This window comes from Candidatus Abyssobacteria bacterium SURF_5, assembly GCA_003598085.1.
GTDB lineage: Bacteria > Abyssobacteria > SURF-5 > SURF-5 > SURF-5 > SURF-5.
This window is the reverse complement of the sequence record QZKU01000031.1, coordinates 31,573-45,993: the sequence shown is the minus strand read 5'-3', so window position 1 is coordinate 45,993 and position 14,421 is coordinate 31,573. Positions and strand designations below refer to the sequence as shown.

Sequence of the window (14,421 nt, the reverse complement as noted above, 5' to 3'; positions counted from 1 at the left end):
GGCCTTTGCATTTCCGAAAGGGTTCTTGTGGGGAACGGCGGATGCGGCGCATCAGGTAGAAGGCAACAACACCAACAGCGATTTCTGGTTTCTCGAACACATGCCGGACACGATCTTTGCAGAGCCCTCCGGCGACGCGTGCGATCATTACCACCGCTATCGCGACGATATCCAGTTGATGGCGCAGCTCGGGTTCAACTCCTACCGGTTCTCGATCGAATGGGCGCGCATCGAGCCGCAGCCGGGCCATTTTTCCGTCGCCGTCCTCGATCATTACCGGCGCATGCTGGCCGCCTGCTGGGAAAACAAGCTTTTTCCGTGTGTCACGTTTCAGCATTTCACCGCGCCGCTCTGGTTCACCTCGGACGGCGGATGGGAAGACGACAAAGCCGCCGATCGGTTTGCGCGCTATTGCGAGCGCGCGAGCAGGCATCTCGGCGATATGATCGGCATGGCGTGCACCATTAATGAAGCAAACCTCAACGGGTCGCTCGCGGCGAGGGGAACGCTTCCGCGCGAAGGCCTGAAGACGCGCCTCGAATTTATGGCCGAAGCGGCGCGCCGTTGCGGAAGCACGGTCGACCGGTTCGGTCCCTACCTCTTCGGCAAGCCGTTCCGGATCAACGAGGTCATGCTCAAGTCGCACATCAAGGCGCGTGACGCGATGAAGGCGGCCTCGGGCAAATTCCCGGTCGGCGTCACCCTCTCGATGGCGGATTACCAGGCCGTGCCGGGCGGCGAACAGCAGCGCGACCGCGCGCTGGCCGAGGATTACGATCCGTTCCTCGAAGCCGCACGCAAGGACGATTTCATTGGAGTTCAGACCTACAGCCGAACCCGCTTCGGGCCGGACGGCGCCCTGGGGCCCGAGGAAGGCGTTGAAGTGCTGATAATGGGATACGAATTCTGGCCGGAAGCGCTCGAGCCGACCATCCGGTATGCATACGAGAAGGCGAAGGTGCCGGTATACGTGACCGAGAACGGCATCGGCACGACGAACGACGAGCAGCGCATCGAGTATGTCCGCCGCGCGCTGAAGGGGGTCGTCAACTGTTTGCAGGACAAGATCGACGTGCGCGGCTACTATTACTGGTCGCTCATGGACAACTTCGAGTGGCTCTTCGGCTACGGCCCTCAATTCGGGCTGATCGCGGTTGACCGAGAAACCCAGTTGCGCACGATCAAACCGAGCGCGACTTATCTCGGGCGGATCGCAAGAGCCAATGAGTTTTGACGGGCTCTGTGCGAATACATTCGCACCTACCGGTTGAAAGTCCATCCAGGGCCGAATTCATTCGGCCCGTTTTTCCTTGAGCTTCAAAACAACCGCAAAGGCTGCCAGGGCGCCAGGAGCATTCGAGGAATCTTTTTTGGACAAGCGTGAATTTTTGCTGCGATTTGGATGATAGCCTTACTTGTGATGATTTGGCGCCTTTTGTGCATTGCCTGTAGTCCCTTTTCCGCTCGGAAAATTCAAGCAGATTCTTCCGGCAAGTAACTACTTGTAAAATCCGAACTTCTGTTATAATAAAGAAAGACAATCATTTTTGAGGAAAATGAAGAACGAGAAAAACAAAAAGCAGCCGTTGCGGCGCCGGGCGCGCGTTCAGAAGAAGGGGGCCAAAAAACCAGTCCCTCAACCGCCGGCCTGGTCCGAGGGCGCCCGGACGGAAAGCGAGCGGCTGTACCGCAACATTTATGCGATTGCGCCGCTTGCGTTCGTCATCTGGGACCTCGACTGCCGCGTGATCGATTGGAATGAGCGGGCCGAGAAGATGTTCGGCTGGAAGCGGGAAGAGATCATCGGCCAAAATTTCTTTGAGTTTCTCATCCCGGAGACCGTGCAGTTCGAGGTCAAGGATGTGGTTTCCGCTCTGCTGAACAGGGAATTGCCGATCACGCACATCAATGAGAACCTCACCAAGAGCGGCAAACTGATTCTGTGCGAATGGAACAACGCGATCCGGTACGACAACGAGGGCCACGTCATCGGGGCGCTTTCGCTTGCGCTTGATATAACGGAACGCAAACGCGCCGAGCAGGCGCTGCAGGAACAGGACCGCTTCCTCTCGAACATCTTCGCCAGCATCCAGGACGGCATCAGCGTGCTCGACAACAAAATGAACATCCTTCGCGTCAATCCGACGATGGAGCGGTGGTACGCTCACGCGATGCCGCTCGTCGGCAAGAAGTGTTATGAGGCCTATAACGGAAGCGATCGGTCGTGCGAGCTGTGCCCGACCCTGCGAACGATCGAGAGCGGCGGAGCGTCGCATGAGGTTGTTCCGCGGCGCGGACCGGACGGCGGCATTATCGGGTGGTTCGACCTGTATGCGTTCCCGCTCGTCGATACCGGGACCGGGCAGCTCGAGGGGATTATCGAGTACGTTCGCGACATCACCGAAAGGAAAAAGGCGGAGGACGAAATCCGCAGGCTGAACGAAGAACTCGAGCAAAGGGTGGCGGAGCGCACCCGCCAGTTGGAGCAGGCAAACAGCGAGCTCGAAGCTTTCACCTATTCCGCCTCACACGACCTGCGCTCGCCGCTCAACAACATCCTCGGGTTCAGCCAGATCCTTTCCGACGAGTACACCCAGCATATGGATGAGCGCGGAAAACGATACCTGCGCAACATCCGCAGCGCCTGTTTTCAGATGACCCAGCTTATCAACGACCTGCTCGGCCTGTCGACCGCGACGCGCACGCCATTGCACCGCGAGCAGGTGGACATCAGCTCGATGGCGAGCGCCGTCATCGGCCAACTGCAGGAAACCGAGCCCGACCGCGTCGTGAACGTATCGATTGCGCCCGGCCTGTTCGCGAACGCCGACTTCCGGCTGCTGCGCCTGGCGCTGGAAAATCTCCTCGGGAACGCCTGGAAATTCACGGGCGGCAAAAAGAACGCAAGAATAGAATTCGGTGTGTTGCAGCAGCCTGCGGAGGACACGGCCGCGGCAGGGCCGCGCGTATATTTCGTCCGCGATAACGGCGCCGGCTTCAACATGGAGTACGTCGAGAAACTTTTTCAGGCATTCCAGCGGCTGCATCCATCGAGCGAATTCGCGGGAACAGGCATCGGGCTGGCCACGGTCGCCCGCATCATTCGCCGCCACGGCGGCACGATCTGGGCCGAGGCCGCCGTCGGGAAAGGCGCCACCTTCTACTTCACGCTTCCCGATCCGAAATAAGAGCCGGAAAAGCCTGCCTGCTGCATCCGGGGATTAGATGATCGCTCTTTCTTGACAAGCCTTTCCGGGTATGCTATACTCGCCCGCAAGAGTGAAAGCTCTTCGCATCGAGTTGGTCTGAAAAAAATTGACTCACCTCCGTAAGAGTTTCGACTCTTACGGTTTTTTATTTTTTAGACATCTATTACAGATACAACTGCGAGAGAAGGAGGTGAAAGGTAGTTGCCGGAAGGAACAGTAAAATGGTTCAACGACCAGAAGGGCTATGGGTTCATTACCCAGGACAACGGTCCGGATGTGTTTGTTCATCATTCAGCCATCCAGGGGAGCGGTTTCAAGACGCTTTCGGAGAATGATCGTGTTCGCTTCGAGACGGTCCAGGGCCAAAAAGGTTTGAAGGCAGAAAACGTAATGAAACTATAATCGGTTTCTTATCTTTTCTTGCACGCTTAATCCCCGCAATCCTCACGCAGGCTTTGCGGGGATTCTGTTTTTATTAGAGGCGGGAAAAGATTACGGACTGGCCGCTTCGGCGTTCCGAAAGATGTCCACTATCTCGCGAGGGGTGGCGGCAGAAAGAACGCGCTGGCAGAAGGAGCGGTTGCGCACCAGTCGGGCGATCCGGGCGAGCAGCAGCAGATGCAGGTTCTTGGCCGAACGCGGGCCGGCAAGCACCAGGACCATGTGGACCGGCTCACCGTCGATCGCGTGAAAATCCAGCCCCCGCGGAATCCTGGCGAAGGCGACCACCAGGCGCTCGATGCCTGATACATAAGCATGCGGCACCGCGATCCCATGCCCGATGCCGGTGCTTGCTATTTTCTCACGCTTCAGCAGTTCCGCCAGAATACTCTCCTCGCTTGCGCCGTTGCAATGCTGGCATATGCGATGGACAGCATCCTGGAGAAACCCCTCTTTCTCGCGCACGGCGGTAAAATCGAAAACCAGCTCCTCGTCCAGGTACGGCCAGATATAGGCCCCACAGGAACTTTTTGCCGCCGGCTTCGGCTCCGGCGCCGGCAAAGTGGCTGATTGCAGGACCTGTCTGAGCTTATCGCCTCCCTGCGTGGTCACAAATGCGGCCAGTTCGCTGAGATCGGCCGGCTTGATTCCCCTTTCCTTTACCGCCGTCAGAAAATCGAGGGCCTCAGGCATGTCTTGAATGAAGGAGAGAATGGCGGGGTCAAGCCCGCGGGCGATGGACAATAGGTAGCCCGCCGGCACCTCGAGGACTTGCTCGATTCTGGCTATCCTGGAGGCGCTCGGGGGAGGCTGCTTTCCGTTCTCTATCAGGCTCAGGTACGTTGGCGAAACATCAATGGTCCGCGCAAGCTCTCGAAGGCTGAGACCGGCGCAGATGCGCAACGTCCTGAGGAGGTATCCGAAATTCACTTCCACTCCGTTTATTGTTTAGTTAACAATAAAATTATATCCGCTTTGGCGGCCTCTGTCAAGGAATCCGCTTGCCAAAAGTCCAGCATAACGGCGCATCCGCCCCCCAAGGCCCGCTCAGACCTTCGGACGCTGTTTTGAAAAGGTTAAATTTTTTTATAATGCATCTGTTCTAAAAGTGTTGTATTTCTTGCAGGCTGTCCGTATTGTTGACAAAATATAATAGAAAAGCGATGGAAGACAATGCGAGGGAACAAACGCAAGGAGTGATATAGAATGAAGAAGTTCATGAAAGGCGTAGATTTCGTTTCATGGCTTTTACTGGTTATCGGTGGGATAAACTGGGGGCTGATAGGGTTTTTCGAGTTTAACCTTGTTGCGGCCATTTTCGGGGGCGAAATGCTCCTGATCAGCCGAATAGTATACGCCCTGGTCGGCCTCTCCGCTCTGTACGAGATTTTCACGCTGAAATTGATACGTGAAAGGTGGACCCCGATCTGCAGGGAAGAGCATGTGTTGCGTCCCACGGCCTAACCCGCAGTAACAAGCGCCACAACCTGCAGACTCCAAATTTGGAAAGCCTGTGCTTAGTGCATGGGCTTTCTTTTTTTGGGGGGCGAAGGGGACTGACTCCAATTACGGAATCCGCAGGCGTCGGGGACTGTCCCAAGAATTACGGGCCGCGTCTTTTAGGCCGTAGATTCGGGGCTGTCCCCAGAGCAGATGGCACCGGATTAGCAAGGCGGCGGGGACTGACACCATTTACGGAATTTATGCCTTTTTAAATTCGTAGAATGGTGTCTGTACCCAGAGCAAGAACCAGCCGCTCAATCGTCGGACAGTCTCACTGTCCCCAGAGCATTAATGGTGCCTGTCCCAAGCGAAGGGGACTGACTCCAATTACGGAATCCGCATCTTCCAAAATTCGTAGATTGGCGTCTATCCCCGCAGCCCCAGCCTTCATTCCGCACCTCGCCTCCTGTTCCTCCGTGTTCGGTAAAGCCGTTCGGTAAAGCCGCCCTGCTGCTCGAAAGCCTTGGCTTGCGCAGCGATTTGGCGGTCTAGAAGAGAAACTGCCACGGCGATCAGAGCTAAGGCGCCATTGGCCGCGATCTCCGGATAGGTGGACTCTGTGGACGGCATGGACGTCGTGGACATTGTGGACGATAAGGGACCAGCGTTTTCCTCAAAATCTCTCTTTTCTTCGTGGCGGGTGCGTCCATCCAGTCCACTACGTCCACGCGTTTCACTTATCCACTGCGCCACATCCTCAACGCTGGCGGGTCGCCGCGCGATCAGTTCTGATCGGCGTATGTCTTCACGCTCCCACAGCCTCAGTCGCCGCTGTCGCAGCAAATCCTCGTAGTCGAGCCGCAATTCCTCCAGGCTGGCCCGCGCTACGTTTGTCAATTTCAGCTCCATCTTCTTTGAGGTGCCGGAGGCTTGGCTGCCCTCGGCGATATTCTGGACTCCGCTCCGAGCCGCCTGCACCATCTGGTCGTGGGTCCGGCTGCGCCGATCAATGTAGCGATCGCAGAAGCGCACTGTCACATCGTAAATCAGTTGCGTAATCTGGAAAGTCTTCAGCTTACGATATCCTCCGTGCTTCGGAATCAGCGGCTCATTGTCAGGCATCTTTGTTCCCCCTCCCAAAAAGTTATCAAGATCATATCAGTCACCCTCCTGATAATCAACAATTTTGAACAAAACCCAAGGCCCCGAGCCCAAACCCGCTCCCCCCTTTTCCCATTTCTGATTATCCGCGTAACTCACTGATGTAAAAAATCTTCCGGTTTTCCTGACATATCCGTTCACAACTATGTCGTTGTTCAGGAATTCGGGGTGTGGTATTTCTTCATCATGAGAACTGAATCGAACCACAGAAAAGGAGTCACCGATATGGCAGAGCATTCGGATGTGAAAGGCGAACATCTTTTGGAGAACGGGCAGCACCGGGCGGGCGACCGGGTGACGGCGTCGGAGGGGGACGGGCGAACCGCTTCCGCCCGCCCCGCCGGCGGCCGCAGGACCTTCCAGTTTCACATGAAGCTGGTCGAGTCCGGCGACGGCGCGCGCCGCATCGAGGGCTACGCCTCGACGCGCGACCTTGACCGGACCGGCGAGATCGTGGAGCCGGGCGCGTTCGCCGACAGCCTCACCGAATTCATGGCGAACCCGGTGCTGACCTACATGCACGACTGGAGCAATCCCATCGGGAAGGTGGTCGAAGCGCGCATCGACGAGGTCGGTCTATTCATCCGGGCCGAGATCTCGGAAACGGCGGAGAAGGTGTGGAAGCTGATCCGCGAGGGCATCCTGCGCGCCTTCAGCATCGGATACGAGGTGGTCGAGGAGAAAGTTGTCGGCGGCATCAACCACATCTTGCGGCTGAGGCTCTACGAGGTGGCCGTCGTCAGCATCCCCGCGAACCGGCGCGCCCTTTTTTCGGTCAGCAAGGGCCTGAGCATGGGGAATGATCTCGTGGAGGAGGCTGCGGGGAAAGACGCCAAGATCGCCATGGGTACAGACCCTGCAGAAGCTCCGGGGACAGACACCATTCTATCCCGCGGGGCGCGGGATTTCGCTCCGCTCAACGACATCGGAATAAGCATGAACTCCGTAAATGGAGTCAGTCCCCTTCGCGCGGCCGTAAATGGAGTAAGTCCCCTTCGCCGGGGGAGAGACACTGCGGAGGCTCCGGGGACAGACACCATTCTACGAATCCAAAAAGACGTGGATTCCGTAAATGGAGTCAGTCCCCTTCGCTTGGGGACAGACACCATTCTATCCCGCGGGGCGCGGGATTTCGCTCCGCTCAACGACATCGGAATAAGCATGAATTCCGTAAATGGAGTCAGTCCCCTCGCGTTGGCCGAGGCGCACGCGGTTCTGACTGAAGTGATGGAGATGCTGGAGTAAGGGGATTTTAGATCCCGGATCGAGGTCCGGGACAAGCTTTGGATTTTGGATGGGGAACTACGGGGACGGTGGATGGGTCCCATGGTCGCGATGGGGACTGTCCCAAGAATTACGGGCCGCGTCTTTCAGCGTAGCTTCGGGGCTGTCCCCATCGCAACGAGGCACGCGAATCAATCGTCGGACATTCACTGTCCCCAAAACAAACTCATAGGGGCAGGTTCAAGACCGCCCCATAAAACAACCACAACCAAAAGGAGGAAGCACATGACAGACGTACAGACCAAACCGGATCACGAGTTGCTTCAACTGGTGCGCGCCATCAAGGAGAAGGTGGACGCGGGCGCTCAGCGCAAGTTGATCGACACGATGATCGAGGACGCACTCAGCCGGCAGAGGACGGCGGTGCGCGAGCGCTCGCTGCGCAAGGTCGAATTCAGCACCGACGCCGAATCGCACCGGTTCGCGCGGCCCAACCTCTCTCCCGAGCTGCAGCGCCGGGCCGACGATATCTACCTCGTCTCGAAGCTGCTGCGGCGCGACCCGCGCAGCCTGAAGATGTGGGGCGAATTCTCGCAGGATGCGTCCGCTTTGCGCAAGGCGATGGACACCGCCACCGCCGATGAAGGGCTCGAATGGATTCCGACCGGTTTCTCGGCGGAGTTGATCCAGAAGGTGAAGCTGGCGCTGAAGGTGGCGGCGCTGCACGCGCGCATCGTCATGCCGATGAACCCGTTCAAGCTGCCGATCGACGGCGCGGATGCGACAGCGTACCTGGCCGCCGAATCGACCAGCGACACGGCGACGAAGTTCACGGCTTCGACGCCCGGCACCAAAAACGTCACGTTCGACGCGGTCAAGCTCGCGTGCCGCGTGCTGGTATCGACCGAGCTCGAGGAGGACAGCGTCGTGGCGATTCTTCCGCTGTTGCGCGACAAGATCGTGCAGGCGCTCGCCGAGGCGCAGGAGAACGCCACCATCAACGGCGACACCGCCGGTACGCACCAGGACAGCGACGTAACCGGCGCGAACGACACTCGCAAGGCGTGGGACGGCTACCGCAAGCTGGCGCTGGCGTCGGCGAAGGTGGACCTGGCGACGTTCAACATCACGGACCTGCGCGCGGTCCGCGCCGCGATGGGCAAGTACGGCGTCAACCCGAACAACCTCGCCTGGATCGCGGGCATCAGCGTCTTCAACAAGATGCTCAACCTGAGCGAGGTGCTCACGGTCGACAAGTACGGCGCAAATGCCACCATCCTGAGCGGCGAACTCGCCAAGCTCGACGGAATCCCCGTCATCGTGAGCGAGTTCATCCGCGAGGACCTCAACGATTCCGGCGTGTACGACGGGATCACCACGACCGATACCGTGCTCCCGCTGGTGTACCGGCCGGCGTTTCTGTACGGCGATCGCAGGAGCATCACCCTGCGCGTGAGCCAGGAACTGTACATGGAAACCGACCAGGACGTCGCCATCGCGACACAGCGGCTCGATTTCCAACCGGTTCAGGACGCAGCCGCCGAGCCGATCATCGGCCTCGGCTACAACATCACCGCGTAAGCTGACAGGAAAAGGTTGCGCGGCGCGGCGCGCCCGCGCCGCGCAATCGATCTTTACCAGGAGCTGATTCCATGGCCGATCTCACAACACTCGCAAACGTGAAAGAGCATCTCGATATCGAGTCGGGCGAGACGCAATTCGACCAACTGCTCGCGAGGATGATAACTGCATCGAGCCGCCAGATCGAGGCCTACTGCAACCGCACGTTCGGGATCACCGCGCGAACGGAACTCTATGACGGCAACGCGAGCGATATCCTGTTCCTCGATCACACGCCGATCGTTTCGGTCGCATCCGTTGCGATTGACGAAGAGGCGATGGCAGCGGACGAATACAAGGTGTACGACGACTACGTGCGATTGTGCTCGCGCCTGTTCACGCCGGGCGAGCAGAACGTCGAGATTCAGTATTCCGCCGGCTTCTATGATCCCGCGATCGAATCGCCGCCGCCCGATCTCGAGGACGCATGCATTCAATTGGTCTCGTTCAAGTACTTCATGCGCGGGGCGGAAGGCATCACGAGCAGGCAGGTCAACAAAGTTACCGACAATTTCGCGAGCGCCGCGATCCCGCTTTCGGTCGCGCTGATCCTCGACAAGTATCGCCGCGCCCGCGTCGGAGCAGTCTAAGGGATTTTGGATCCCGGATCAAAGTCCGGGACAAGCTTTGGATTGGAAGAACCAAGACTTCCATCCGCAGATTGCGCAGATTTTCACAGATTGTTGCTTTGGGGATAGACAACGCGGAGGCTTCGGGGACAGACACCATTCTACGAGTTCAAAAAGACATGAACTCCGTAAATGGAGTCAGTCCCCTTCGCCCGGGGACAACGCGGAGGCTTCGGGGACAGACACCATTCTATCCCGCGGGGCGCCCTGCTGAAGCAGGGTTAAGAAACTGTATTTCGCTCCGCTCAACGATATCGGAATAAGCATGAACTCCGTAAATGGAGTCAGTCCCCTTCGCGGAACCTGTAGGGGCGGGTTTCAAACCCGCCCGGAATGAAATGCAAACCACCAAGACACAAAGACACGGAGCATTGCAAATAAAAAATCTTCTTGGTGTCTTGGCGCCTTCGTGGTTGATTTGAGTCTTTTGTATGTGGGAATCGGGGACAATTTGTCTATCTCCAATATGACCCTTTGCAGGAGCGCGATATGCAACACGTTCATTTGATATCGGAAACAAACTCGCTGGTGCTGCACGGATTGATGTATCCGCTGAAGGACGAGATGGATTTGGGCCTTGCCGGCGGAATATCGCAGGATGGCGGCATCTATGTCGGCAGGAAAGCTGCTCCGTCGCTTACGCTGGTGCGCTCCTTCGCCGGCGTGCGCGACGTCGATTACGAGGCCCTGAGGGACTGGTACGTGTATGTAGCGGAGGGGATGCGGCGGGTATTTTCATTCGTTGACGGCGACGGCCTGGGCTACAGCGTCCGCTGGCTCAATGGGCCGTCTGACTGGCAGAAAGACGGCGCCAACCGCTGGTCGGGCACGATCAGACTGCGCGTCGAGGGTTTCGAGCCGTAGGGTTGCGACGGGGACCATCCCCACAGCTTCCAAGAAAAATGCTAACCACAAAGACACCAAGACACCAAGAGGATTTTTATTTGCAATGCTCCGTGCCTTTGTGTCTTGGCGGTTTGTTTTCATTCGGTCGGGTATGAAACCCATCGCCACAGCAAACAGACTCCGCGGAAATCTGCGAAATCTGCGGATCGATCGGGGAGAACAATCATGAAATCGCTGACGCCGCAAACGCTCATTGAATGCGCCGCCGCATACAACCGGCCGGTGCTGCTGCTCGAGGTTGAGTGGACAGATATCTTGACCGGTCGCTATTCCCAGCGGCCGGTCACCATCGACGGCACGAGCTACGCCGGAATCATTCTCGCCATAAGCCCGATAAGCGCCTCCTTCAAGAATCCTTCGGCCGAATATGAGCCGGTCACGGTTGCGCTTGCGCCGGAGGAATCGCTCCTCGAGCGGGTGACGGCGTCGATCCCCGAGGGCAAGCCGGCGCGCGTCAGGCTTTTTTTCGAACCGCTGACGGCCGCCGACGTTGTCGACCTGTTTTCCGGGCACATCGAAAAGGCGCAGTTGCGTGACGACCGGATCGAGCTCATCATCGAGCCGCTGTTCGGCAGGTACGATCGGGCGCTGCCCGAGATGCTGGTTTCGGCCGCCAATTTTCCCGCGGCTCATCCGGACGACGTCGGGCGGCCGGTCCCTCTCATTTTCGGACAAGTTCCGCGCGTGCCCGCGGTCCGGGCGAAGGTGGGCCGCTCGACCAGTCTGCGCGGAAGCATCCTGTCGGCGGATACCACGATCGAGGTGGACGACACGAGCGGCTTCCCGGATGCGGGCACGCTTCTGATCGAGGACGAACAGATCACCTATTCGGGCAGAAGCGAGACTGTCTTCACCGGCTGCACGCGCGGAGCGAACGGGACGGAGGCCGCCGAGCACTTGAACCGTGCCGATGTAATCGAGTATATGACCGATCATATCTATCTCGTCGCATGCCACGCATGCAAATCGATCGAGAGCGTGCGCGTGGCCGGCGTGCCGGTTGACGCCGGCTCGTGCGCCATCGACTGCAACAATACGGCGCTGCTGCCCGGCGCCGCGCTCGCCACCATCACGTTTACGAACCGGCCGAAGGTGCGCAGGTATTCGCGCGCGTCTCGGTTCCTCGAGATGCAGTTCGATGAGACGGCGGCGGGCAACGAGGCGCTCGATCCGGAGCATTGCTACTACACCACGCTCGAGGGCTTCGCGACGCTCGTCGCCAGGATTTCCGGCGCCGCCGGCAACGACTCTCTTCGCATCAGGCAGACCACCGACATGAGCCCGAACGCGGACGCGCGCGGCGAGATCCTGAAGGCATTCCTCGTGGTCGAGCATTTCGAGAGCACCGCGTTCGCCGACGATTACCTCAGCGTCACTGTTGCCGCCCAGACCTTCAGGCTTGCCGGCCCGGGCGAGGAGGACGTGGCAGGCGGCGGCGGCGAGGTGGACGTCGATCACGGGCACGCCCACTCGATCACCGGCGAACACACGCATTCGATGGTGGTCAAGAAGGAGGCGCTGTTCACGAATACCGTCGCGCAAACCGGCGGGACCACCGGCAGTTGGGCCGAACTGAACGATATCGCCGGCAACAACCTCGACAGGAGCGGCTACACCACCACGGCGAGCACCGACAGGAATCTCATCTGCACGCTTGCGGCCACGACATCGAAAGGAAGCGTTCAGCGCATTCAATTCTGCTGCCGCCGCGGCGAGAGCGGAATGGTCGGCTCGTTTGTTCTGAGGTTCTATCACAACGGCGTGCAGGCGAAACAGTATACCGTCTCCGGCAGCTCGACGCCGGAAACCTGGAAATCGGGCTGGGAAACGATCAGCGGCCTGAACTGGGAAGACCTCGAAAACTCGAATACCTACATTGCGATCATTCCGCTCGGCACCGGTTTGATCCGGCTGTTCGGCGTCTGGTACGAGCTCGAATATCTCGAACAGCCGATCGAATACGAGGGTCCCGGCACGAAGGACAGCGCCGACGTCGGCGCCTACGCGGCGGCACACCATCATGTCATCAATGAAGAGCCGATCAGCTCGACCTCGGTCGTGGAGGCGGTGGACATAACCGACCTCGTGGCGAATGACTGGGGCTGGTTCACCGGCCGCGAGATCAGCGTCGATTACAACGTCGCCGGCGCCGACGACGGGGTGCTCGGCTATATCCTGCACGTCTTCTTCGAGGTCGAATACGCGCCGCTCGAGGAGATCATCAGCGACGACGTCACCTGCACGGTGCAAGGGATCGAATCCAGCGGCGACGGGACCGGCGAGTTGCTCGAGAATCCGGCCGACGTGATCCGGCACATCCTCGTGGACGTGCTCGGTCTCAGCGAGGCGGCCCATATCGATTCGGCCTCGTTCGCGGAGGCGCGCTCCTCGCTTCAGGCCGCGGGCGCCGCATTCGCGTTCTCGTTGTGCGAGCGAATAAGCGCGGCCCGGCTGTTGTTCGAGCTGGCCGAGCAGGCGCGCAGCCGCCTCGCCTTCAATGGCAGATTCTCCCTTTTCTATCGGGCGGAGTCGCTCGAGAATCCGGTCCGCGTCATCGCGCCGGCTCATCGGGCGGCGGCATCGGTCCGGCTCGAGCATGCCGGCGTCTCCGCGATCCGCAACATGCTCACCGGTTATCACTCGCGCGATTACAGCAGGAAAGGAACTCTGGCCGACAGATACGCGGGAATTGTTCAGGTGGCGGACGGCGAGAGCCGCGAGTCTTTCGGCGCGCGCGCAAAGGTTCATGAATTCTTTGCGCTCCGCGACGCCTCCTATGTCCAGAGCCTCCTCCAGTTCTTTCTGGGCCGACACTCGATCCCGCGGCGGCGTTATCGGTGGACCTCGTTCCTGCGGGATTTGAATCTTGAGCGCGGCGACGTCGCCGAGATCACCGATCTCGAAAAGGGACTGCTCAAGGTGAAGGGCGAGTTGATCGAGACGGCATTCGTTTCCGGGCGAACCGACCGGCGCGAGCTCGATGCCATCGGCTTCTGCGCCGAGCTCGAACGGTACGAATATTTTTGGACGGGTTCGGGCGCTACGTTCATCAAGCTCGACGAGCAGAATTTCTATTTCGTCATTCGCGGTCTTCTCGCGGCGTGCCTGTCGATTGACGGCAGGCTGTATCTCAAGGGATTCGTTGTGGGCGATCAGGAATTGCCGCCCGCGGCGGGCTACCCGATCTTGTACGACGGCGCTCGCGAATGCATCGCGTTCGCGCTCTCCGACGGGACGCGCGTCATGGAATTCGACGAGAAGGGGAATCTGCTGGTTCCGTCGGATATTCTGGGCGATCAGGCGCTTGCGTTTTCGGGCGCCGAAGACGCGATCGAGGCCGACGCGGAGAAGGTGTGGTTCAACATCGGTTCGACGCGCGCGGCCGAGGCGACCGCAGGCGGCTATCTGCGGCTTCCGCGCGACGTGGTCGAGGACTGCGGATGGGAAGAAATCATTTAAGAAAAAGGCGTGTATCCGCAGATTACGCGGATTTTCGCGGATTAGGATACAAAACCTGTAGGGGCGGGTTTCAAACCCGCCCGAAATGAAATGCGAATAACGGAGAGGAAACCTTCATGGGAAGCCTTATTCAATCGGTAGGTGCGAATTCATTCGCACAGTCTTCGCTGTTGAAGAAAGAACCTTCGATGCGCCCGGAATGAAATGCGAACCACCAAGACACAAAGGCACAGAGGAAACATAAAGAATAAGAAGGAATCTTCTTGGTGTCTTGGTGTCTTGGTGGTTGATTTGAGGCTTTTGGAGGCTTCGGGGACAGACACCATTCT

At 58.7% G+C, this 14,421-nt stretch carries 11 protein-coding genes; 9 read left to right on the top strand and 2 right to left on the bottom strand.

The features are described 5' to 3' along the window. The first annotated feature begins 25 nt into the window (after positions 1-25). The 3 genes from C4520_03570 (at position 26) to C4520_03560 (ending at position 3,611) form a co-directional block, all read left to right on the top strand. Positions 26-1,234: a glycosyl hydrolase family protein gene (locus C4520_03570; GenBank protein RJP24772.1), complete on the top strand. Its 1,209-nt coding sequence runs from the start codon at positions 26-28 to the stop codon at positions 1,232-1,234. Between the two features lie 322 nt (positions 1,235-1,556). Further along, positions 1,557-3,188 carry a PAS domain-containing sensor histidine kinase gene (locus tag C4520_03565; protein ID RJP24770.1) on the top strand — a complete coding sequence of 544 codons (1,632 nt, stop codon included), beginning with the start codon at positions 1,557-1,559 and terminating at the stop codon, positions 3,186-3,188. A gap of 222 nt (positions 3,189-3,410) precedes the next feature. Further along, a complete protein-coding gene (locus C4520_03560; protein ID RJP24769.1) occupies positions 3,411-3,611 on the top strand; it encodes a cold-shock protein in 201 nt (66 codons plus the stop codon). A 90-nt stretch (positions 3,612-3,701) separates the two neighbouring features. On the opposite strand, the gene C4520_03555 is transcribed toward C4520_03560, so the two are convergent. Further along, positions 3,702-4,586, bottom strand: a complete 885-nt coding sequence (locus C4520_03555) for a helix-turn-helix domain-containing protein (GenBank protein ID RJP24768.1) — start codon at positions 4,584-4,586, stop codon at positions 3,702-3,704. Between the two features lie 282 nt (positions 4,587-4,868). Here C4520_03555 and C4520_03550 point away from each other — a divergent pair, with 282 nt between their 5' ends. Continuing rightward, positions 4,869-5,114: a DUF378 domain-containing protein gene (locus tag C4520_03550; protein ID RJP24771.1), complete on the top strand. Its 246-nt coding sequence runs from the start codon at positions 4,869-4,871 to the stop codon at positions 5,112-5,114. Positions 5,115-5,540: 426 nt separating this feature from the next. Here the strand turns inward: C4520_03550 and C4520_03545 are convergent, their stop codons facing one another. Further along, a complete protein-coding gene (locus C4520_03545; protein RJP24767.1) occupies positions 5,541-6,215 on the bottom strand; it encodes a four helix bundle protein in 675 nt (224 codons plus the stop codon). 207 nt (positions 6,216-6,422) lie between these two features. On the opposite strand from C4520_03545, the gene C4520_03540 reads away from it, so the two are divergent. The 5 genes from C4520_03540 to C4520_03520 all read left to right on the top strand — a co-directional run bounded on the left by C4520_03540 (position 6,423) and on the right by C4520_03520 (position 14,092). Further along, positions 6,423-7,499 (top strand): HK97 family phage prohead protease, encoded by a 1,077-nt coding sequence (locus C4520_03540; GenBank protein ID RJP24766.1) that lies wholly within the window; start codon positions 6,423-6,425, stop codon positions 7,497-7,499. Between the two features lie 72 nt (positions 7,500-7,571). Then, positions 7,572-9,059, top strand: a complete 1,488-nt coding sequence (locus C4520_03535) for a phage major capsid protein (GenBank protein RJP24765.1) — start codon at positions 7,572-7,574, stop codon at positions 9,057-9,059. A gap of 71 nt (positions 9,060-9,130) precedes the next feature. Continuing rightward, the gene (locus tag C4520_03530; GenBank protein ID RJP24764.1) at positions 9,131-9,688 is read left to right on the top strand and encodes a hypothetical protein; all 558 of its coding nucleotides are present in this window, start codon (positions 9,131-9,133) and stop codon (positions 9,686-9,688) included. A 528-nt stretch (positions 9,689-10,216) separates the two neighbouring features. Then, complete coding sequence (locus C4520_03525) at positions 10,217-10,591, top strand: hypothetical protein (protein RJP24763.1); 375 nt, start codon at positions 10,217-10,219, stop codon at positions 10,589-10,591. Between the two features lie 207 nt (positions 10,592-10,798). Beyond that, positions 10,799-14,092, top strand: coding sequence for a hypothetical protein (locus tag C4520_03520; GenBank protein ID RJP24762.1), 3,294 nt, complete (start codon positions 10,799-10,801; stop codon positions 14,090-14,092). The last annotated feature ends 329 nt before the right edge of the window (positions 14,093-14,421 follow it).

Bases quoted from the DNA above. Each gene is read 5' to 3' on its own strand.
- C4520_03565 (RJP24770.1), top strand. From the start codon at position 1,557: ATGAAGAACGAGAAAAACAAAAAGCAGCCGTTGCGGCGCCGGGCGCGC.
- C4520_03550 (RJP24771.1), top strand. From the start codon at position 4,869: ATGAAAGGCGTAGATTTCGTTTCATGGCTTTTACTGGTTATCGGTGGG.
- C4520_03545 (RJP24767.1), bottom strand. From the start codon at position 6,215: ATGCCTGACAATGAGCCGCTGATTCCGAAGCACGGAGGATATCGTAAG.
- C4520_03535 (RJP24765.1), top strand. From the start codon at position 7,572: ATGGGTCCCATGGTCGCGATGGGGACTGTCCCAAGAATTACGGGCCGC.
- C4520_03530 (RJP24764.1), top strand. From the start codon at position 9,131: ATGGCCGATCTCACAACACTCGCAAACGTGAAAGAGCATCTCGATATC.
- C4520_03525 (RJP24763.1), top strand. From the start codon at position 10,217: ATGCAACACGTTCATTTGATATCGGAAACAAACTCGCTGGTGCTGCAC.
- C4520_03520 (RJP24762.1), top strand. From the start codon at position 10,799: ATGAAATCGCTGACGCCGCAAACGCTCATTGAATGCGCCGCCGCATAC.